At 60.1% G+C, this 22,631-nt stretch carries 17 protein-coding genes; 10 read left to right on the forward strand and 7 right to left on the reverse strand.

The features are described from left to right. The 7 genes from H281_RS0106080 to H281_RS0106115 all read right to left on the reverse strand — a co-directional run. Positions 1–653: electron transfer flavoprotein subunit beta/FixA family protein (locus H281_RS0106080; RefSeq protein ID WP_020066190.1), on the reverse strand; the 653-nt coding region annotated here is incomplete at its 3' end. A gap of 51 nt (positions 654–704) precedes the next feature. Next, the gene (locus H281_RS0106085; RefSeq protein ID WP_020066191.1) at positions 705–1,907 is read right to left on the reverse strand and encodes a CaiB/BaiF CoA transferase family protein; all 1,203 of its coding nucleotides are present in this window, start codon (positions 1,905–1,907) and stop codon (positions 705–707) included. Then, positions 1,904–3,889: an alkyl/aryl-sulfatase gene (locus H281_RS0106090; RefSeq protein ID WP_020066192.1), complete on the reverse strand. Its 1,986-nt coding sequence runs from the start codon at positions 3,887–3,889 to the stop codon at positions 1,904–1,906. Before H281_RS0106090 ends, H281_RS0106085 begins: the two co-directional genes overlap by 4 nt. Then, complete coding sequence (locus H281_RS0106095; protein WP_164701833.1) at positions 3,886–4,893, reverse strand: alcohol dehydrogenase; 1,008 nt, start codon at positions 4,891–4,893, stop codon at positions 3,886–3,888. The genes H281_RS0106090 and H281_RS0106095 overlap by 4 nt, the downstream gene beginning before the upstream one ends. A gap of 283 nt (positions 4,894–5,176) precedes the next feature. Next, a complete protein-coding gene (locus tag H281_RS0106100) occupies positions 5,177–5,965 on the reverse strand; it encodes a flavin reductase family protein (RefSeq protein ID WP_020066194.1) in 789 nt (262 codons plus the stop codon). Between the two features lie 655 nt (positions 5,966–6,620). Beyond that, positions 6,621–7,811: a porin gene (locus H281_RS0106110; protein ID WP_020066196.1), complete on the reverse strand. Its 1,191-nt coding sequence runs from the start codon at positions 7,809–7,811 to the stop codon at positions 6,621–6,623. 388 nt (positions 7,812–8,199) lie between these two features. Further along, positions 8,200–9,261 carry an LLM class flavin-dependent oxidoreductase gene (locus H281_RS0106115; RefSeq protein ID WP_020066197.1) on the reverse strand — a complete coding sequence of 354 codons (1,062 nt, stop codon included), beginning with the start codon at positions 9,259–9,261 and terminating at the stop codon, positions 8,200–8,202. A gap of 525 nt (positions 9,262–9,786) precedes the next feature. Here H281_RS0106115 and H281_RS0106125 point away from each other — a divergent pair. The 10 genes from H281_RS0106125 (at position 9,787) to H281_RS34375 (ending at position 22,616) form a co-directional block, all read left to right on the forward strand. Continuing rightward, positions 9,787–11,442: a long-chain fatty acid--CoA ligase gene (locus tag H281_RS0106125; protein WP_020066199.1), complete on the forward strand. Its 1,656-nt coding sequence runs from the start codon at positions 9,787–9,789 to the stop codon at positions 11,440–11,442. 4 nt (positions 11,443–11,446) lie between these two features. Beyond that, entirely contained in the window at positions 11,447–12,685 is a 1,239-nt protein-coding gene (locus H281_RS34365; protein ID WP_033379446.1) for an SDR family oxidoreductase, read from the forward strand. After that, a complete protein-coding gene (locus H281_RS0106135; RefSeq protein WP_027804339.1) occupies positions 12,672–13,484 on the forward strand; it encodes an SDR family NAD(P)-dependent oxidoreductase in 813 nt (270 codons plus the stop codon). The genes H281_RS34365 and H281_RS0106135 overlap by 14 nt, the downstream gene beginning before the upstream one ends. Positions 13,485–13,528: 44 nt before the next feature. Then, positions 13,529–14,302 carry an enoyl-CoA hydratase/isomerase family protein gene (locus H281_RS0106140; RefSeq protein WP_020066202.1) on the forward strand — a complete coding sequence of 258 codons (774 nt, stop codon included), beginning with the start codon at positions 13,529–13,531 and terminating at the stop codon, positions 14,300–14,302. A 78-nt stretch (positions 14,303–14,380) separates the two neighbouring features. Beyond that, the gene (locus tag H281_RS35725) at positions 14,381–16,669 is read left to right on the forward strand and encodes an acyl-CoA dehydrogenase family protein (RefSeq protein WP_020066203.1); all 2,289 of its coding nucleotides are present in this window, start codon (positions 14,381–14,383) and stop codon (positions 16,667–16,669) included. Positions 16,670–16,731: 62 nt separating this feature from the next. Beyond that, entirely contained in the window at positions 16,732–18,816 is a 2,085-nt protein-coding gene (locus tag H281_RS0106150) for an acetate--CoA ligase family protein (RefSeq protein WP_027804340.1), read from the forward strand. 60 nt (positions 18,817–18,876) lie between these two features. Then, entirely contained in the window at positions 18,877–19,449 is a 573-nt protein-coding gene (locus tag H281_RS0106155) for a nuclear transport factor 2 family protein (protein WP_020066205.1), read from the forward strand. A gap of 11 nt (positions 19,450–19,460) precedes the next feature. Further along, on the forward strand, positions 19,461–20,342 hold the full coding sequence (locus H281_RS0106160; protein ID WP_020066206.1) for an SMP-30/gluconolactonase/LRE family protein: 882 nt from the start codon (positions 19,461–19,463) through the stop codon (positions 20,340–20,342). A gap of 28 nt (positions 20,343–20,370) precedes the next feature. After that, positions 20,371–21,123 (forward strand): SDR family NAD(P)-dependent oxidoreductase, encoded by a 753-nt coding sequence (locus H281_RS0106165; RefSeq protein ID WP_020066207.1) that lies wholly within the window; start codon positions 20,371–20,373, stop codon positions 21,121–21,123. A gap of 131 nt (positions 21,124–21,254) precedes the next feature. Beyond that, positions 21,255–22,616 (forward strand): MFS transporter, encoded by a 1,362-nt coding sequence (locus H281_RS34375; protein ID WP_020066208.1) that lies wholly within the window; start codon positions 21,255–21,257, stop codon positions 22,614–22,616. Positions 22,617–22,631: the final 15 nt, after the last annotated feature.

Genomic DNA, 22,631 nt, shown 5'->3' on the forward strand with positions numbered 1-22,631 from the left:
AGCGTTTTCAGACGCGGCGCGACATCCACACCGAGGTCTTCAGGCCTGATCGTTTCGAGCGGCTTTTTCTTCGCCTTCATGATGTTCGGCAGCGTCACATAGCGCGGCTCGTTCAGGCGCAGGTCGGTGGTGACCACTGCGGGCAGCGTGAGCGACAGCGTTTCGGCACCGCCGTCAACTTCGCGCGAAACCGTTGCCTTGCCGTCGGCCACGACCACTTTCGACGCGAACGTTGCCTGCGGCAGGTTAGCCAGTGCGGCAAGCATCTGACCGGTCTGATTCGAATCGTCGTCGATGGCCTGCTTGCCGAGAATCACCAGTTGCGGCTGCTCCTTGTCGACCAGCGCCTTGAGCAGCTTGGCGACCGCCAGCGGCTGCAACTCTTCCGACGACTCGATCAGGATCGCGCGGTCCGCGCCGATGGCGAGCGCTGTGCGCAGCGTTTCCTGCGATTGCGTGACACCGGCCGATACCGCGATCACTTCAGTCGCCACACCGGCTTCTTTCAGACGCACCGCTTCTTCAACCGCGATTTCGTCGAACGGATTCATCGACATCTTTACGTTCGCAATGTCGACGCCCGTGCCGTCCGACTTGACTCGGACCTTCACGTTGTAATCGACCACTCGCTTTACTGCGACAAGAATCTTCATCTGGTTTTCTCATGCGGGGATAAGTGGCGCTGCTTGGGCGTACCGGCGAATTCACGCCGGTTTGCCGGCCGACTCAGCGAGCGCAAGCGGCACCGCGCCAGTACCGGTCAATGTGGCAAGGCGCTCGTCGTCGTAACCGAGCGAGCGCAGAATTTCCAAAGTGTGCTCTGCAAACTTTGGCGGAGGCCGCCGATACGACGGCGGAGACCGTGACAGCGTGACTGGCGCAGCAGTTCCTGTGTACTCGCCAATGCGTACGGTCATTCCACGATGTTCCGTGTGCGGGTGGCACGCGGCGCCAGCCGTATCAGATACGACACCGCACGGCACGCCTTCGGCCATCAATTGCTCGGCGAGGCTCACTCCGTCCAGGCCCGCGAGAGCTGCCTCGATCGCCTCGCGCAGCGCATCGCGATGAGCCAGGCGAAGTGCGTTGTTCGTAAAGCGCGGATCTGTGGCCAATGCCTCTGCACCGATAACGCGTGCAAAGGTCCTGAACTGCGCGTCGTTGCCGACAGCAAGAAACAACGGCGCGCTCGCGGTGGCGAATAAATCGTATGGACAGATGCTTGGATGCGCGTTGCCCGTGCGCGGCGACGAGCGGCCAGTCAAGTGGTAGTTCGGCAGATGCGGGTGCATGAGCGACAGCCCCGAGTCATACAGCGTGGCCTCTACGAGCTGTCCCTTGCCGGAGCGGGTACGCTCCGCGAGCGCCAGCAAGATCGCAATCGCCGCATTCATACCGGTGACGATGTCTATTACCGGTACACCCATGCGCAACGGCCCGCCGCCCGCTTCACCATTGACCGACATGAGTCCCGACATGGCCTGTGCGACCGCATCATAGCCAGGCAGACCACCAAGCGGCCCCGTGGAGCCGAAGCCCGAGATTCGGCAGTAGATAAGTCGGGGGAACCGCTGCGCAAGGTCGGCGTAGCCGAGCCCCCACTTCTCCATGGTGCCGGCGCGAAAGTTCTCGACCAGGACATCCGCGTCGGCGAGCAGATCGAGCAACACCGTGCGCGCAGCCGACTGCCCTAGATCGAGCGCCATCCCCTGTTTATTGCGGTTTGTACCAAGGAAATACGCCGCTGTCTCTCCGTCAAACGGCGGCCCCCAGCCACGAGTCTCGTCGCCTCGCGGCGGTTCGATCTTGACGACTTGTGCGCCGTGATCCGCAAGCATCTGTGTGCAAAAGGGTCCACCGAGCACGCGCGAGAGGTCCACCACGCGAATTGTGTCCAGCGCGCTCATGCTGCCTCCCGCTGTCGGCCACAAGCCGATGCCGGCTCGACTACAGCGAACGCCGGATCGAATTCGTCCAACAGGCTAAACAATGTTCGCGCTGCCTCGGAATCCCCTTCCACCGTCAGCCAGCCGCGGTCCATCGCCTTTTTGAAGTCGCCACCATTCGCAAAGATTTGTGTCAGGCCAGCACGGTCGGTCACCACGCGTGCCTGGGCAGCGTCGCCGTGACTGCCGGCGCGGTGAGTGAGCGCGCCGTGGCTGAGCACGAGACGGTGCGAGCGATTCTCGTCGCGCATCGTCCAATCCAGCCGCAGCGTCAGCGCGGCCGCCTCGCGCCCCTTGACGCGAATCGCCAGGAAATCGAGCAGCAGCGACACAGGCAATTGAGCGACCATGCCAGGACTGACCGTGTTGCCCGCCACCGCGCGGCTCGGACTCCCATGTCGCAATTCGCGCGACGCCAGCAGATAGGCGTTACGCCAGGTAGCCGATTCGGCCTGGTAGCCGAGTTGTTCGAGCGCATCCGCGCCTAGCTGTCGCGCAGGCTCGCACAACGGATCGGCAAATACCGCGTGATTCATCAGCTGAGCGACCCAACGAAATTCTCCGCGGGCGTAATCCACGCGGGCTCGCTCGATCACGGCCGTGATGCCGCCCATGTAGTCGATATACTTGGCACCGGCCGCAGTAGGTGCAAGCGGATGCAGGGTCGAGGGATTGCCGTCGTAGGGTCCCATATAGAACGCGTAGATGGCCTGAACGTTATGCACAACCGCGCCGTAGTAGCCACGCGTATGCCACTTGCGGGACAGCCCTTCAGCAAACATCAACTTTTCTGCGATATCGCGAGGGCCCAAGCCGTGGCTCATCCAGCGCAGCGTCTGGTCGTGCAGATAGCGATACAGGTCTCGCTGCTCGACGAGAAACGTGTTGATGCGCTCGCGTCCCCAGATCGGCCAGTGGTGCTGTGCGTAGACAACATCGACGCGATCTGCATAGGCGTCGATCGATTCGTCGAGATACCGTGCCCACGCGAGTGCATCGCGTACCTTGGCGCCGCGCAGCGGGCAAAGATTGTGCATCGTATGGCACGCGTTCTCCGCCATGTTCAGTGCCCGCAACGACGGAAAGAAAAAATTCATTTCCGATGGTGCTTCGGCGCCCGGGGTCAACTGGAACTCGATCTCGAGTCCGTCGATTACCATCGACTCGCCTGTCCGCGCGATCGTTCGTGTCGGCGCAATCAGCCCCGATGTGCCACGGCCCACCGCCTTGCCGAGACCGCTGTCGACATGGGCAAATATGCCTGCATCAAGTGACGTACCGAACTGGAATTCCGAGCGGCGACGCATCGGAACGCCGGCCAGCACGGCTTCCGAGACCGCTTCTTCGAGAAATCCCTCGGGTGCGATAACTTGCACTGCGCCGGCCGCCACGTCCGCACTGTCGATCACGCCGCGCACGCCGCCAAAATGATCGCGGTGGCTGTGACTGTAGAAAACCGCGAGGACTGTCCGCTCGCCGCGGTGCGCAGCGTACAGCGCCAGGGCAGCACGCGCCGACTCCTCGAAGGTCAGCGGGTCGATCACGATCAGCCCATGATCGGTCTCGACGAACGTGATGTTTGCCAGGTCGAAACCGCGCACCTGGTATATCCGGTCGGTCACCTTGAACAGGCCGTGAATATGATTCAGACGCGCGAGCCGCCACAGGCTCGGATTCACCGAATCGGGCGCGGCTTCGTTCTCAAGAAAACCGTACCGCGTCTGGTCCCAGATCGCTTCACCATTGCTGTTGTAGATCACCGGAGGCTCAAGCGTTCCGACAAATCCATGCCGGGCATCGTCGAAGTCAGCTGTATCGTCGAAGTCCAGCGTGTCGCGCACAGTCGCGTTGTGGACGATCGTCGCCGGATGCGCCTCTTTCGGTTTGGTTACCGCGTCGCTGTTAGCCGCCACGGTCGCGGTGTCCCGTGCAATCGTGGTCATGCGGCCTCCGCGTTCGTGAAATCGATCACGGTCCGGCCGATCACACGGCCAGCATCGAGCGCGCTTAGCGCCGTATTGATCTCGCGGGCATCGCAGGTCTGTATTGGAAGCCGGGCGAGCTTGCCCGCCTTGGCCAGCTCGACGGTGGCTTCGAGATCGGCGATGGAGCCAACGAACGAGCCGACGATCGAAAGCGAACGTTGCGCGATCGGCGGGATCGGTATTGTGGCTTGGCCGCCGTGCAAGCCGCAAAGCACGTAGGTGCCGCCTTTGCGCAGCGCCGTGTAGGCCAGGTCGAGCGTGGAAGGAATGCCGACAAAATCCAGCGCGCCGCCAAGCATGTTGCCTGCGAGCTCCATGAGCGCCTGGGCCGCCTCTGCGCTGTCCGTGCGCAGCGCCTGCGCGGCGCCGAGTGAACGCGCGGCCTCCAGTTTCTCCTCCGAGACGTCGCAAGCAATAATGCGTTCGATACCGCGCGCACGAAGGATCGAGATTGCGGTTAGGCCTACGCCGCCGCAGCCGATTACAGCAACGTGATCATCGGCTTCGAGCGTCGGTAGCTTGCTGACAGCGGCATAAGACGTCACACCAGAGCAGGCCAACGTTGCGGCGAAAGCGTCGTCGATGCCGTCGACATTGACCAGGTAGCGCGCGTCGGGCACCACAAGGTGCGTGGCGAACCCGCCCGGCAGGCCGATTCCGAGGTTGCGCTGTCTGGCGCATAGTTCGGTGCGCCCCTTGTCACATGCCCAACAGGCACCACAAGCGATCCAGGGGAACGCCAGACAGCGTGCGCCCGGGGCCACCCCGGTCACGGCGTCGCCCACCGCCTCCACAATTCCGAGTGGCTCATGTCCCAGTGTCAGCGGCGGGACGAGGCCTCGCTCGCTGAGCGGCGCGCGGCGGCCGCCGCCCAGATCGAAGTAGCCATGCCACAAGTGGAGGTCGGTGTGACACAGGCCCGAGTGCGTGACGCGAAGCACGACCTCGCGGCCTTTCGGCACGGGTGTCTCACGCAGGCGAGCCTGCAACGGCCTGCCGTGCTCCGTGACTTCGTAACTCAACATTTTTGTCTCCTTGGTATGTACATGAACCGGTGTCGCCATGCGGCCGGAATTCCACCGATCCCATACCGTTGTCGCCAAAATAGCGGACCAGGTCGATCCCGTAATCTGCCGTAGTCCTCAATGCAGGCGTGGATACCGGCCATGAATTGAAACCGGTCGGAATTTGACATTGTCGTGGCGCGCTGATCGTCCAATCGTGTGCCAGCATCTGGATCTCCACTTACTGCACCAGAGCGCGCATTCCGGCATTGAAGTTCACCATCGGCGAGCCTGACGCGCCGGTGGTCGTCTTGCGGATCTTGCCCACGAACATCTCATGCGTGCCCAGAGTCGTTGTATGAATGACATGGCATTCGACATTGGCCAGCGCGTCGGCCAAGATTGGGAGGCCGTCCAGCCCCGAACCCCACTGCCCTTCGGCGAAGCGCGAACAGCCCTGCGGCTTCTTCAGGAAATTCGTCGCCACGCCCTCATGCGTGTGCCCCAGGATATTCGCGACGAATTTGGCATGGGTTTTCAACGGTTCAAGCATGGAGGAATCGCGGTGCACGAAGAAGCCCACCAGCGGCGGTTCAGCCGAAATTGCAGTCAGGCTGGACACCACCATACCGCTCGGATTGGCGACGTCGCCCGTGGTTATCGCGGATACGCCAGCCGCCAGCATGCGCATGGCGGCCTTGAAATCTTCGACCGAACTACTGTCCGCGCGCTCATTGCGCACAATGTGCGCGCGAATCAGACCAGCTTCGTTAACCCAGTTGAATTTCCGGGCGAAACCTACCATGGCGTCAAATCCAGCCTCCCAATCCGCATCCCCCGCTTTGCCCGACAGAAATCGAATGACTTGAGGATTGACCCAGATATGCTCATCATCGGCACGCTGACCGACTCGCGCAATCGCTCGATCCAACGAAGCGCTCGGTTGCTCGTCGACCAATATCTCGAATTGCTTGAAATGTGACGGTGCGATCAGCGTGATCGCACCACTGTTGGTCATATGCAAACGCATTGCAGGTCTCCGTATTGCCTGATTTCAATTAGTCCAAACGCCACTCTCATTTCGTTCCACGTTAGTGCCTTCATTGCTTCGCAGACTCGGCGCGCAATCAATAAACGATGGAACACCGGGAGTCATCCTGAACATATCCAATCCCGGATAAGCAATCGTCAGCAAAACCGACGACAGGAGTACGATTGGTTGTTGAATTGATTCTATGACGTTCAACAGACCCGGCTCAATTCAAAAAACTCGCTTTCTGTATTGATGATTTGACATCAATACTGCTGGCTTTCGAGGTGACGTTCGCTGTTCTTGCATTCACGTCCTCGGAGCGCAGCAATACCGCCTGCGCCGGATACGTGCCGGTGGACAGCATGACGGTGGGGTACCCAGTTCAGGCAGTGGCCGTACGGGAGTGCATAGAAGACGAGGCGGAATTTCCCGCGAGGCGATCGCAAAGTTCTAATTGGCAATCTCTAACGCGCCCGATGTCATCATGCCGGCGTTGCGTGGCTTCGCGAACACGTTTCCCCGTATCCCCGTGCACAACTGCGAACAAACCATGACCGAAGTCTTCGCCAGATATCCGGTCATGCGCATCGATCGATAACAATCATCCGCCCGTCGATACTTCTTGCGCCATCACACGATATGAGCACGCGCCTCAAAAGTTTTGGCGAATGCCGATTCGTGCCACAACCTGTTTGGCCGTCGAGCTATCTACTATGTTGTCGATGTCGGCGACTGCAAGACCGCCTCGCGAATTCACGCCTCTCGCGTCCTGATAACCCACCGCGGCGTATAGCCCGGTACGTTTCGACAGGCTGTACCAGGCGAGTGCGTAGAACTGGTTCGAGTGCTGATTGCCGACCTTCGTGCCATCCGCTTTCGTCACGCCAGCCGACGTCTGATAGTTCCAGCCCACCGAGGTATAGAAGGCGGGCGTCCACTTGTATTGCGCGCCTAGATCAAACGTATTGAATTTGACCGCAGCACCGTTGAAGCCCGTCATATTGCCAAACTCAGCATTCGACCACGAACCGGCGAACGTCCACGCGCCCTTCGTGTATTGCGCGGCAATCATCTCGATCTGGTAGGAACGCGCGCTGACATAGCCAGCGTCCAGTTGGTGGCTCAGCAGCGTCCCTGAGCCATTCGACGTGAACCAGCCGGTGCCACTCGTGGGCCCGGTAGGATTCTTGAAGAACTCGTAGGCCGCCCCGACTTTCAGGCCCACTCCCGTATCATATTGAGTACCGAAGTTATATTGCAGGCCATTGGTGACGTCACCCGCGACGCCGCCGAGAGCAAGTCCACCGCCGAACGTCAGGCCCTTGATATTTGGGCTTAGATAGCGAATCGAATTGTTTTGCCGCAGATTGATTGCGGCGTTGTCAAGATCGCCCGCGTGCATGGAAGCGCCATTCGAAGTCAGCGAGCCTGAGGTTAGCAGCAGTGTGAAGTTGTAGACAGAATCGTACTGGCGACCCAACGTCACCTGACCGAACTTCGCGCTCCGCAGACCGACGAAGATCTGTCGTCCCCACATCAGTCCGCCTTGACCCAAACTGCCGGCCGGAAGATTGACGCCCGATTCCATCGTGAAGATCGTGTGGAGGCCGCCACCGAGATCTTCGTCACCGCGGAATCCCAATCGCGAACCGGCCGTCCCCGAAAGAGAGTCCATTGCGAATTTGGAGCCGGCCGGCGAGACTGTCCCGTTCGCATTGCTCGTCCCAGTATTATTCGTGTACGTGATTGCCTCGTCGAGAATGCCGTATATCAGCACTGAGCTTTGTGCATGTGCTGCGGCGGTGAACATCGCCAATGCAGCGCCCGCGAAAGTCTTTTTCATTGCGGTGTCTCCAATATTTTTTATTGATCGCGTGATCAGACACAATCGGTGTCGGTCCGCGAAAATGAAAAGAAATCAAAAAAACGAATTCATTTCAGTCCCCGCACAGCAGCGCTGCAGGGCCAAGCAACTACTCTCCGCATCCCATTCTCATAGTGTTTATTTGCGGAGCTTCTTCACTTGCTGCGTGAGAGCAAGAATGGTCAAGCGTTTAGCGCGTGGGAAGGTCGCGAGGCAAACCTGCGTCGTTACCCTGCCAACATCGCGTTGGGGTTCCGTCCAGTTTCCCAATTGCCGGTTTGCCGGAATAGCGTCGGTGCAATCGGCGTATGCCCATTACTGTCCGTTATCTGCGGACGCATTCGCCTCCGCCTTTCTATTCGGTCCTTCAGGCTGCAAGCTTGTTGTTGCGAGCCAGTTCCTTGCGCACTGCCGGAATGATCTTGTCGCCCCAGAGCTCGATCTGCCGGAGCATTGTTTTCTGGTCACAATCACCGAGCTGCGTTTGCAGAGCGATATGGTTCGGCTTCAGGATCTCGATTTCGGCGAGGAGCTTGTCAATCACCTGATTCACGGAGCCGACCGGCAAGTTCTGACGCAACTGGTCGAGCGTCATATCAGCGGCGCACGGAGTCTCCTTCATCAGGTATCCGTCGTCTACGTCCATGCGACGATCCTTCAGCGCTTCCGAGATACGGCGCGCCCAGCGTGCCGAGTCCAGGTATGCGTCGACCTCGGCTTTACTGTCCGATGCAAAGCCGCACCGCAAGAACCCGATCTTGGTCTGGCCGAGATCCTTGCCCAGCTGCGCGGCGAGACCCTCCAGCCTGTCGCGCAGAGCACGCAGCGCGTCGTTGCCGCCATGCAGGACCGTTGTGAACAAGTTGACGTTCTCGCTGAATGCGCGGCCCAGCGTTGATGGGTTCATCGACGTGATCCAGAACGGTATCTTCTTCTGCACTGTTCGGACCGCAACCGAGGTGGGCAGCATGTCGAAGTGCTTGCCTTTGTACTCGAAGACCTTCTCGTTGAGACCTTTGTTGAGGATGTCCCATACCTCATGGAAGATCTCGCCGCTGTTGGCGAGGTTGCAGCCGAACCGCTCGAATTCGAACTGCTGGTAGCCTGAGCCGATACCCAGTTCGAGGCGTCCATCGGACAGCGTATCTGCAAGACCGACCTCGGTCAGCAGGCGTGCCGGATGGTAGAGCGGAAGAATGCAAACCGCGGACCCCAGGCGGATTTTCGTCGTCTTGGCCGCTGCGTGAGCAATCGTCATCAACGGAGACGGGGACAGCGAGTAATTGTTGAAATGGTGCTCGGCGTACCACGCAGCATCGAAGCCTGCCTGTTCGGCTACGACCGTTTGCTCGATAGTGTTGTGGATGACGCTCTGTGAGGTTTGAGCGTAGCTGCGCTGCTGCGCAAGAAGAAATACGCCGAATTCCATGATGGCATCTCCGTTGTAGTGGTTAATGGCTTACTGGCTGGCGCTAAGCTGAAGCGGATTATGAGCAGCCCGTGACCCATCGCACAACCCACATAATTTCTCGTTCTGTATTGCGAATTCGACATTAATAGTCACGCAATAGCGAGCATTCCGTGTAGTACATTAGCTTCAGCTATTTGAGGCTATTTCAGTGCTCGGACCAGTATTAACCCTGTGACAATCCTGAAGCGCTTGCCGTGCGCAATGCGTTCTTGAAGGTCCGCGGGCGTCATCCGATGCGACCAGCCGGACGGAATGTGGATGAAGACCGTCTGCACGACGAATCGACAATGTGCGGACTCAGGTATCGGCCGCATTGGCATGCGTCGCTCCGTTGCCGCCGGGTTGCTTCGGTCCGTAACGGCGGCCATCGTGCCGTTCGACGTCGCGTGAGAGCCCTTGCGCGAACCTGCCTCAAAGCTCTGTTTGTTGCTTCGGCAAACAGGTTCATGGAGTGAGACGTTAGATCGATAAAACAGGACGACAATGAACGGACTGATGCAAGAACGGCAGCTCCTGATCTCCGATCTGATCGAGCATGCGGCCAACTACCATGGCGATCAGGAAATCGTGTCCAACCTTGGCGATGGCGATATCCATCGCTACACGTGGTCGGCCGCGCGCAGCCGCTCGAAGCAGGTCGCGAATCTGATCCATTCTCTAGGTGTGAGCGCCGGTCAACGTGTCGCGACGCTGGCCTGGAATACACACCGGCACCTTGAACTGTATTACGGGGTGTGCGGCACCGGCGCAGTCCTGACCACTGTGAACCCGCGCCTGTTCGCCGACCAGGTCGCGTACATCCTGAATCACTCCGAGAGCACTCATGTGTTCTTCGATGTGGGCCTCTCCGGACTTGCGGAGAAAATTGCACCGCAGTGCCCGAATGTCAAAAGCTTCATCGCGCTGTGCGAAGTCGGGCAGATGCCCGACGTGGACCTTCCTGGACTCGCCTGCTACGAATCCCTGATCGCAGCATGTCGCGACGTCTATACATGGCCCCGACTCGACGAAAACAGCGCCTCGTCCATGTGCTTTACCTCGGGCACGACGGGCGATCCCAAAGGTGTGGTGTACAGCCACCGATCCACGGTACTGCATGCCATGTCCACTTGCATGGCCGACTGCTTCGCCATTAGCGCTCGCGACAGCATCCTTCTAGTTGTTCCCATGTTTCATGTGAACGGATGGGGCATCCCGCATTCGTCCGCGATGGCCGGCGCCAAGCTCGTTCTTCCGGGCACGCAACTGTCCGGGGAAAGCGTCTACGCGATGCTCCGCGACGAGAAGTGCTCGGTGTCTTGCGGCGTACCTACCGTCTGGATGTCGCTGCTCGACTATGCGCAGAACGTGGACCCCGAACAGCGCCGCCGCGACATCGTCATGACGCGGGCGCTCTCGGGAGGATCGGCAGCGCCGCGCCGCGTCATCGAGCAGCTCGAGCAGTATTTTGGCGCTTATCTGTGTCAAGCGTGGGGAATGACCGAAACCAGTCCCGTCGTCACCGTTAACGTGCCCCTTGCCAAGCACTCGCATTTGACAGTTGATGAACGCGTTGGTCTCCAGATGCTTGCCGGTCGTCCGCTGCCCGGCACTGAAATCGCGGTCTTCGACCACGACGGAAATCCGCTTGCGCGCGATGGCCGAACCACCGGACAACTGAAGGTGCGCGGCGCGTGGGTATCCCGCGCGTACTACAAGCACGAGCATGACGGATGGGACTCGGACGGCTGGTTCTCGACCGGCGATATGGCGACGCTGAACGCCGACGGATTTCTCAAGATTACGGACCGCGTAAAAGACGTGATCAAGTCGGGAGGCGAATGGATTTCGTCGCTGGACCTGGAAAGCGCGGCCCTCAGCCATCCCGCGATTGCCGAGGCCGCAGTTATTGGTCTGCATCACTCGCACTGGCAGGAGCGTCCACTGCTCGTCGCGGTGAAACAACAGGGCATGGAAGTGACGGCTCAGGACATTCTGGATCACATGCGCCGCCACGTTGCCAAGTGGTGGCTTCCGGACGACGTGGTGTTCGTGGATGCCCTCCCCCATACCGCGACGGGAAAGCTGTACAAGGTCGCGCTGCGCAAACAGTTCGAGTGCTTCCGGTTCTCGACCGATATTGGCAACGCTCGAGGTTAGACCTATGCAATCCGAGAAAACAGTTCTTATCACGGGATCCGCGTCAGGTATCGGCTATGCGAGCGCCATGCGCTTCGCCAGCGATGGATGGCGCTGCGTGCTGGTCGACTACCAGGCCGGAGCGTTGCAGCATTTGCTCGAAAAAATGCCGCCGGCGAAGCAGCCGCACCTGATTCGCGTCGTCAACCTTATGGAGCGGGCGGAAATCGCGACACTCGCCGCGGATATGCCGTATCTCGATGCCCTGATCAACAACGCGGGCATGTCGGACAGCACGCAATTGCCGCTCACAGCGATGACGCAAGAGCAGTTTTCGCCGCTAGTCCGTCTGAATCTCGATGCACCCCGGCTGATGTTCCAGACGCTGGAAAACAGGCTCAAACCGCACGCGCGCGTCGTCAATGTCGCGTCGGGCGCCGGGCTGCATGCCATCCCATTGCGCGGCGCGTACTCCCCCACAAAAGCGGGTGTCATCGCGCTCACAAAGGCGCTGGCCCTTGCACGTCCGGATCTGGGCGTGACAGCCCTTTGCCCAGGTTTTGTTCGCACGGAGATCGTCCGCCGCCTGATCGACTCGGGTCGACTCGATCCGGTTCGCGCAGCGGGAAAAACGCCCCTCGGCCGTATTGCAGAGCCAGCTGAACTTGCCGAAGCGCTGTTCTTCCTTGGCAGCGAAGGCGCTCGCCCATTGTCCGGCTCTGCTGTGTCCGTGGACGGTGCATCTTCGGTCTACGGCGGATCTGCCCAGTGCCCCCCGGCCGCGTATGACGTTCTGCCCATGGACACCGAAACGTACATCGAGGTCGTGGGGGTTGCCTCAGGCGCCGGGCAGAACTGGATGTCGCTACAGACGGGTAACCGCGATGCCGGATACACCGCGGTAATCGACGCCTCCGTACTGGACGCGCCGTATGGCCAGTGCCTGAACGCGGCGCATGAAGCGGCGGCGCGATTCGCCCGCGCCCATACGCGCAACGCCAGCCTCACGCTTTTGCTACCCACACAAACCATGGACTGGAGCACTTGCGGTGACGAGGCGGCGGCGCGCATGTTCGTAGCGACACAGGCTTGTGAATGGGGCTCAAGCGGCCTGCGCATCAACTCCCTCGAGGTCCACGCCCATACGTCCGTCGATGAGGTTCAGCCCATCACCCGCTACATGGCCAGCGCGGCGGCACAATTTCTGACCGGCCAGTCGTGGGTCGTCGCTTCCTGCGAGGGGCATGGCCGTGAGTCAATTTGAACATGCCATGTCGTGGCTGGGCCTGGCTGGACGCACTTGCGTTGTAACGGGCGGTGCCGGCGGCATCGGCTCGGAAACGGCCAGGCAAATGGCGGCGGCGGGCGCGAAAGTCGCCGTCGTCGATCGAACCGAAGCACTCGGTGCCGATGTCGTCAACGATATCCAGCGGGCGGGCGGCACCGCAATCGCCATCGGCTGCGACGTATCCGACGTCGCGTCCGTGACGCTCGCTGCCAGAACGGTAATCCGCGCGCTCGGCCCCGCGCGAGTTCTGGTCAACAACGCAGGTATCGGCGGGGGTGGCCATACCGCTCTGCTGGATGCATCGGTCGACGAATGGAACCGTCTGCTGTCTATCAATCTGACCGGGGCATTTCTTTGCGCCCAGGCATTCGGCGCTCAGATGCGCGACGCGGGAACAGGCGGAGCCATGGTGCACGTCGCGTCGATCGGCGGCGACATCGCAATACCGAACGGTATTTCATACAGCGCGAGCAAGGCGGGCGTCCTGATGCTCTCCCGGCAACTTTGCCTGGAACTCGCGCCATTCGGCATTCGGAGCAATTGCGTCAGCCCCGGACTCGTCCGCACTCCAATGAGTGAGGCCTATTACCGGGACGAAGGCCGCCTTCAGGCACGCAACAAAGCCGTACCCCGCGGTCGGATTGCAACCTCAAAGGACATGGCGGAAGCGATTCTGTTCCTGTCCAGCGACCGGTCCGACTATGTCAATGGTGAAGATCTTCTGATCGACGGCGGTTTGAGCCAGGTTGTCATGGCGAACATTCCGCGCATCTGATCGGCTATCCAAGCACCACTCGAATTAATAGAGGAAGTCACAAAATGGAATTCAACACCCTGCTGGTTGAGATCAACAACAAGATCGCGGTTGTTACGCTCAACCGTCCGGAAAAGCGCAACGCCCAAAACTCGGAGATGCGCAATGAAATCATCGACTGTTTCGACGTGCTCGGCGCGCGTGACGACGTGTCGGTCATCGTCGTGACGGGTGCAGGTTCGGCGTTTTCGGCTGGCGCCGATCTCACCGACCGCAAGGATCTCTCGCAGCCCGGTGCGTTTCCGAAACATCACCGTATCGTCCGCGAATCGGCCTATGCGATCCGCGAATGCCCGAAGCCCATCATTGCCGCGATCAACGGCGCAGCCATGGGCGCCGGCTTTGGCATCGTCATGAACTCGGACATCTGGGTGGCATCAGAAGAGGCTTACGTCTCAATGCCTGAAATCAACGTTGGCCTCGCCGGAGGCGTCTCGTTTCTGAATCGCATTTTCAGCCAGTCGCGGGCCCGCCGCATGTTCTATACGGGCATGAAAGTCACGGGACGTGAACTGTATCGACTCGGCCTCGTGGAAGCGTGCACGACAAAAGAAGAACTGCTGCCGTTCGCGATGGAAATCGCCAGGGAGATAGCGTCGAAATCGCCCGTCGCGTTGCGCCTTGCGAAAGAAGCGGCGGGTCTGACCGAGAACATGCCGCTGCGTGAAGCGTACCGCTACGAGCAAGGCAACACCGAATTTCTCTCTAAAACGGAAGACTCGAAGGAAGCACAGCGCGCGTTCATCGAGAAGCGTGCTCCCGTATATGTAGGCCGCTGATCAATTACAGAACCTGAAAAATATGTGGCGACGCCTCTGTCCGCTATAGCCGCCCTATTAGATTAAACCGAGTCAATCATGAGCGAAGTCGATCAGGTGAAGGATGAAGCGTTTTATGCAGCGTTTCGCAAAAAAATCGCTGACTACATTGAAGCCAATGTGCCCGCTGACGTGCGCGCTGCTACGCGCGCGAACAGGAAACTGGGCCGCGATCTGCTGAGTCGATACACCGCCGCGATGGCCAAAGGTGGACTCGGCTATTCGGCGCCCGGTTGGACGAAAGAGTTCGGCGGTCCGGGTTGGGACGTGATGCAACGCCTGATCTTCGAAGAAGTGACGGCGGCAATGGACTGTCCGCAACTGTATCACCACGGTATTGGCCACATTGGCCCCGTCATTCAGGCATTCGGTACTGACGAGCAGAAAGCGCGCTTCCTGCCGCCGATTATCGACGGTACGGAATGGTGGTGCCAAGGCTATTCGGAGCCCGGCGCGGGCTCTGACCTCGCCTCGCTCAAAACCTCCGCGGTTCTGGATGGAACCGGCGAGCATTACATCGTCAACGGCCAGAAGATCTGGACTTCGCACGCCCAGGAAGCGGACATCATGTACACGCTAGTGCGGACGAGCAACGAAGGTAAGCGCCAGGAAGGTATCACGCTGCTCCTGATTCCGATGAACACGCCGGGCATTGAAGTTCGCCCGATTCGTACGATCGACCAGTGGCACCACGTCAACGAGGTGTTCCTGAAGGACGTCAAGGTTCCGGTATCGAATCGCATCGGTGCCGAAGGCCAAGGCTGGTCATACGGCAAGTTTCTGCTCGACCGCGAGCGCCTCAGCCCGGCACTCATGCCGCGCCTGCTCCGTCATGTCCAGCAGGTGACCCAACTGGTTCAGGACAAGATCAAAGAAAAAGGTGCTTCACCGTCGCTACTGAAGGCGCTCGACCGCTTGCTCGAAGTGGAAGCCGGCGCATACGGGACACGTGAGATCCTGCTGTCGGCGATCAGGGAGGACATGGCAGGCACACTAGAGTCGTCCAAGTCGTCAGCACTGAAGATGGCGTGTTCAAAACAGAGTCAGGAAGTGACATCGATTGCAATGGACGTGCTCGGACCTGAGTATGCCGCGCGCCTACAGCCGCTAACAACGTCGGACGACGAACTGAACCTCGAACGCAACTTTGTCCATACGTACCTGTTCTACCGTTCGCGCACGCTGGCGGGCGGTTCGACGGAAGTCCAGAAAAACATCATCGCCAAGACGATCATGGAGCCGGGCTATACCGTGGCCAATATGTTCTGTGGCGACATGTTTGACTCGTCGGCACGTTTGGCCGCTGCTTCCGAAACGCTCGCGGGCAATGCAGTAGAAGGAAACGCCTCGGGCAAGTGGCAGCAAGCCCTCGAACTGGGCTGGCAGTCGGTTCTGGTTTCAGAAGAGAACGGCGGCATCGGTGGGACGCTCGCCGATCTCGCCTCAATTGTCGAAGCGGCGTCGCGTTATCCGAACGTCGCTCCACTGGTCGAGCGTTGTGCCGTGGCCCCGGTTCTGCTCGAAGCAGCGGCTGCCGCACCGACGGTATCTCCTATGCTCGAAAAACTGCTGACCGGCGAAGCCTCCGTGTCGCCGGTTCTGCAATCGTACCAGGGCACCCCGCTCCAGGCTGCCACGGTCAGTCTCGAAGGAAACGTGCTGCGCGGTTCCGTACGCGGTTCCAACGAAAGCGAGCCGGCAACGCACGTTGTCTTCAATGCGTCCACCACGGAGGGTCAGGCATTGGTGCTCATCGAGCGCGCGCGGCTGGCTGAACGCGCCCGGTTCTTCGGCGGGATCGACGGTACGGTGACCGCAGACTATGACGTTGACGGCCTCGCGCTTAACGAAGGCGAGATTGTCCTGACCGGTCCCGCCGTCAACGTCGCGGTTAGCCAGGCTCTGCAGATCGGGGCACTGTTGACGTGCGTTCAGATCGTGGGTGCGGTCGGTGCGCAGGTCGAACAGACGATCCAGTACCTCAACGATCGCGTGCAGTTCGGCAAACCGCTGGCTGTTCACCAGGCGCTCCGGCACAACGTCGTCGACTGCTATGTGGCCTACGAGGGGATCAAGGGGCAAGTCGCCCGTCTGATGGAAAGCTTCAACGGCAGTGACGACTGCGCGATTGACCGCCTGGTCATATTGACCAAGATGTTCTGCGCAGGCGTCGCCAAGGAAGTTGGCCATGCAGTGATTCAGATGCACGGCGGCATGGGTATGACGGTCGAGATGCCCGCGACTCAACTCTGCATGCAGTCACGCACTGCAGCGGAACGGTTTGGCAACCGTAGCCAGTGTCTCGACTGGCTCGTCGCACAAACCTGAGTACCGCCCTGCTTCAGGCTCCCCGGATCGTCCGGGGAAATCATCGACCTCACTCGCATACCATGACATCGTCTACTCTTAGCGCACTGTTTGACGCAAAATCGGTGGCCATCATCGGCGCCTCGTCGGATCCAGACCGCATCGGCGGTCGCGTACTGCGATTCCTTCGCGAATCCGGCTATGAAGGAGCACTGTTCCCGATCAACCGCAGCGGCTCGGAAATCCAGGGGCTGCCTGCCTACCCGTCTGTTCTCGACGTGCCCGGTGTTCCCGATCAAGCGATCATCGTGGTTCCGACCGGGAGCGTGGAATCCGCATTGCACGATGCGATCCAGAAGGGTGTCAAATCCGTGGTCGTGCTGACCGCCGGCTTCGCCGAAATCGACGCCCAAGGGCGAGCCGCTCAGGACCGGATGGCGGCCATGTGCAAAGCCGCCGGCGTGCGCATGATCGGCCCGAATTCGCTTGGTCTGCTCAACGTCGAATCCCGTCTGTTCTCGACATTCTCGGTCGTGCTTTACGGCGTCCGCCCAAAGGCTGGCAACATCGCGCTGGCCACGCAGTCGGGCGCCTTCGGCTCCGCTCTTTACGGCGCAGCAACGCTGCGCGGCATGGGCTTCAGCAAGATCGTGGCTACCGGCAACGAAGCAGACGTGGACGTCGCGGAAGCCATTGACTATCTGGCCGGCGATCCCAGCACCCGGGTCATCATGGCCGCTCTTGAATCGGCGAAGGACGGTCAGAAACTGCGGCGTGCACTTCTGAAAGCTGCCAAAGCGCAAAAGCCAGTCATCGTCATGAAGGTCGGTCGCTCGGAACTCGGGGCGGCGGCTGCAGCAACCCACACGGGTTCCCTCGCGGGTAACGACGCAGCCTATGACGCCGTTTTCTCGGAGTGCGGCGCATATCGCGCGCAGTCGCAAGAACAGATGCTGGACATTGCGTACCTCATCTCGACCATGGGTCATCTGCCCATCAATAACGAACTGGCTGTTCTCACGTCGTCGGGAGGCATCGGCGTGATGGTCGCGGACGCATGCGGCGATTCAGGCCTCACTATGCCTGCACTGCCCGAAGCCGCCAGGACGGCCATGCTCGAACTGCTTCCTTTTGCGGTCGCAGCCAACCCGCTCGACGTTACGGCTCAAATTACATCGGTCAAGAATGGCACGGTTCGAGCGCTGGATCTCATGCTCTCGAACAGCGGCTACGGCACGACGCTGGCGTTTTTGGCATCGGCGGGCCTGGCGCCCTCGTCATTCAAGATGAACTATGCGCAGCCGCTTGCCGAACTGAAGGCACGGCATCCCGGACGCGACGTCGTCATCGTCACGCTCTCCGTGCCCGAAGTGGACCGCGAGCTCGAGGAGATCGGCATTCCGGTATTCAACGACGCGACGCGTGCCACGCTCGCACTCGGCGCTGCGGCAACGATCCGCGCACGTTGGGCCGACCTGTATGAGCCGGTTGAAGCAACGCGGCAGGCTCATGCACTAGGCGACGTGAGCACGGAAGCGCTGGCGAAGGAAGCACTGGCCGACGCTGGCCTGCCGGTGCCGCGAGACGTTCTGACCGTGGATGTCGAGGCGGCGGTTGCCGCCGCCGATGCCATGGGGTACCCCGTGGTGCTCAAGATCGTGAGCCCGCAGATCGTGCACAAGACGGAGGTTGGTGGCGTAGCCCTTAACGTCAGGAATGCGGACGGCGTGCGAGCGGCCTACGGGCAGATCATGGACAGCGTTCGCGCCCGTGCACCTGAAGCGCAGATCGACGGCATTCTTGTGTGTCCGATGATCGTCGGCGGCACAGAAATGATCCTAGGGATGAACAACGATGCCACCTTCGGTCCGATGATTCTCGTGGGTGCCGGCGGTGTCAATACCGAGTTGTACAAGGACGTGTCCCTGGTCTCTGCCCCGCTCACGCATGCGCGCGCACGCAAGGCGCTCGACAAGGTAAAGGCGACGGCACTCCTGAAGGGCTGGCGTGGCGCTGCGCCTAAAGACATGGACGCCCTGGTCAAGGCCATGGTCAAACTCTCCGATTTCGCAATGAGCCACCCGGACATCGTAAGCGTCGACGTCAATCCGCTGGTTGTACGTGAGACCGGCGCCGCCGTGCTAGACGCCGTCATCTTCAAACAATAGCGGAAAGACAGACAGCGCCGGTGCGTCCATCGGTGTTTTATCTTCCAGCCAGGCAAACATATGGACAACAACGAAGTGTCGAATCAGGCAGTGCAGGATCTGCTCGACCGCGAAGCCATTCGCGAATGTCTTTACCGCTATTGCAGAGGCGTGGATCGGCGTGACGAGGCGGCGTTGCGCGCCACCTACTGGACAGACGCAACGGACCGCCACGGCCCTTACCAGGGCTCGGCAACCGGATTCTGCGATTGGTTGCTGGGAGCGCTGAGACCCCTAAGCCGCGGCGTTCACCTGATCGGCAACATCATGATCGAGTTGCACGGCGACCAGGCATTGACGGAGAGCTATTTCCACGCCGTTCAGGAAGACCGCAAGGTCGTGCCGGGCACGGTCACTGAAGTCTCGCTCTACGGCCGCTATATCGACCGTTTCGAAAAGCGACGCGGCGAATGGAAGGTTGCGGCCCGTACGGTGGTCTACGACTGGTCGCGTAGCACGCCGGTGACCGATTCCACCGAAACCGGCATGTTCGGAACGGCGCGTCGCCCGCTCGGTGCCCATTCCCCTTACGACACGCTCTACGAAGTCCGTGCCGAGATTCTGGCGCATAACGCTACGCAACGAGGCGATTGACGTAAAGCATCATGACAAACCACAACATCAGCATTTGCGGAGAATCCCGTGACGCGCTGGGCGAGAGCCCCCTGTGGGACGACCGCAAGCAGATTCTGTATTGGATCGATTCCCACGCGCGTCTCGTGAAAGCCCGCGACATGGAAGCAAATACGCTTCGCGAATGGAAAATGCCGTCACAGATCGGCGCTATTGCATTGTGCGAGAGCGGTCGTCTACTTGTCGCACTCGTGAGCAGCTTTGTTTTCCTGGATACCGACACCGGCGAGCTGACGAACTTCGTCGATGTGACGCACCCGGCTCCCAATATGCGCCTGAACGATGGGCGGGTCGATCGCGAAGGCCGTCTCGTTCTCGGTTCGATGGCGCTCGGCCGCCGTGAACCCGCGGGCGAACTGTATCAACTGGATGGCGAAGGCAACCTGAAGGTTCTGGATACGGGTATTTGCATCACGAACTCGACATGCTTTTCTCCCGATGGCCAGTATCTCTACTTCTCCGATAGCTTGAGCTGCCAGTTGCGCCGTTACGCCTACCACTCTTCGGCCGGTACGCTGAGCGAGCGGACACTGTTCGTGGATACGACATCGCTCAAATCAGGCCCTGACGGGGCGACGATCGACGCCGACGGCAATCTCTGGACGGCGCTGGTCATCTCGGGACAACTGGCTCGCTTCACACCCGACGGCCGGCTGGACCGGATCATCGACCTGCCTACTGTCTACCCGACCTGCCCCTCTATCGGGGGGCCGGCTCTCGACACGATCTTCGTGACCAGCATCAGCGACAGCGGGAATGCGCTCAAGAGCCAGAACCCGAATGCCGGGGCCGTCGTAGCCATCACCGGTACAGGCGTGCGCGGCCTGCCGGAGTGCCGTTTCAAAGATCAGTAAACCAGTCGGACGACGTTCAGGAGCAGAAATGGCGAAGCAACTGGAAGGCAAAGTCGCGCTTGTGACGGGCGGCGCTCAAGGTATCGGTCGCGGCATTGTCGATAAATTCGTCCGCGAGGGTGCCGTTGTCGGCATTCTGGATCGCGATCTCGGCGGGGCTCAGGCCGCAGCCGATGAAATCAACGCACAGGGCGGAGTCGCGCATGCCTTCGGCGGCAACGTCGCCGAGCGCGACACTATTTTCAAGGCCGCCGCAGGCCTCGTCGAAGTTGCCGGTTGCTTCGACATCATCGTGAGCAACGCAATGTGGGTTCGCTATGCTCCGGTTCTGGACATCACTGAGAAAGACGTGTCCATGATGACCGGCACGGGTTTCAGTTCTGTCGTGTGGGGCATTCAGGCGGCGGCTCAATACATGAAAGATGGCGGCTCAGTCGTCAATATCGCATCGTCGTCGGCCTTCATCGGGTTGCCCAGGGCGCTCGTTTATTGCGGTGTGAAGGCGGGCGTTCTCGGGCTGATGCGCGCTGCCGCGGCGGAGCTAGGCCCACGTGGCATTCGCGTGAATTCAGTCGCCCCGGGATACACGGAGACGGAAGGCGTGGCCAAGAACGTATCCGAAGAGACGCGCAAGGTTCGTCAGGCCAAGACGCCGATGCCGCGTCTCGGCCTGCCGGACGACATCGCGAATGCCGCGTGCTTCCTGGCCTCGAACGAAAGCGCGTTCGTCAACGGTGAATGCATTCGCGTGGATGGCGGGTCCGCCATTTCTTATCTGTGAAGCGCGCAAAGGGTCTGGCGTGATGTAAAGCGTGATGTAGGAACCGAAAAGGACGGCAGGGCGGCATGGACATGCGAGATATGACCACAGCGCCCACTAAGTCCGTTGAAAACATAACAGGAGACAGCAGCATGAAGACAATCGACGTGAAGTCGTTTATCGATCAACGACCACTCAAACCTTTCCACGCAATTCTTTTTATGTTGATGTTTCTGACCATCGTTCTCGATGGTCTGGACACCTCGGCGATGGGCCTGATCGCACCTACTCTGATGAAGCAATGGGGCGTTACCAAATCGGATCTGGCGCCGGTACTCAGTGCCGCGCTGGTCGGTATCGGCATCGGCGCAATTTTCGGAGCGCCGCTCGCCGATCGCATCGGTCGTCGTGTCGTTCTGGTGACCTCGGTCGCCTTTTTCGGTGTATTTTCAATCGCTGCAGGTTGTTCGACGAACGTGACCGAACTGATGTGGTCGCGTTTGCTGACCGGCGTTGGACTTGGCGCTGCCATCCCGCTGTGCGCGACGCTCGTGAACGAGTTTCTTCCATCGCGCATGCGCTCGCGTGCCGTGAACTTCATGCTGTTCGGTTTCGCAGTCGGCGGCGGCATCACCGGCCCGCTGGCCAAATCGGTCATTCCGACACATGGGTGGGAAGGCTATCTGATCGTCGGCGGCGTCGCACCTATCGTCGTTGCAGTGCTGCTCGCATTTTTTCTTCCGGAGTCGGTTCGATACCTGGCGGCGGCGGGCAAGGGGCAAGACAAAATTGTGAAGGCATTGAAGCGCATAGACCCTACAGCCGATTTCACCGACACGACCTTCGTCGCCGAGGTGTCGGCTGCGGTTCAGAAGCGCAAATTTCCGGTCTCAGAACTGTTCTCCGCCAGGCTGCGATGGCCAACGATGTTGCTTTGGGTTGCCTACATCTGTTCCACGATCACACTGTATGTGCTGAGCATGTGGCTCCCGACCATTCTTCAAGGAGATGGCCGCACGCTCGCCCAGACGGCAAACACAATGATGTGGTTCAACTGGTGCTCGGGTGCCGCCATCCTGCTGGCCGGCGTTCTGATGGACAAGTTCGGCCCGGTCCGCGTTATCTCCGCGTACTTTGCGATCTCCATGTCGATGGCGCTCCTTGTCTCGATCAGCGGTGCGCACGGCGATGCATTGCTCACGCTGCTCGTCATAGCGGCAATGACCAATAACGGCGCTTGCTCCTCGATGTCCACGCTCGCGACGCAAATGTACCCGACCAGCAGCCGCGCCACGGGCGCAGCCTGGGTGCTTGGCGTGGGTCGCTTTGGCGGCATTGCCGGCACCTTCCTGGGTCCTGTTATGATTGGCTTGGGCTGGCCGCTGACGACCATCGTTGCGTGGATTGCACTCCCGGCAGTTATCGCCTCGGTTTCAATCTTCTGCATTGGCTTCCGCATCCCTGCATTGCGGCGTGGCTATGTCGGCCTGCCCTCAGGTGAAGCCGTCCACTAACGGTTGAGCGACTAC

The organism is Paraburkholderia caledonica (genome assembly GCF_000383275.1).
Lineage (GTDB): Bacteria > Pseudomonadota > Gammaproteobacteria > Burkholderiales > Burkholderiaceae > Paraburkholderia > Paraburkholderia caledonica.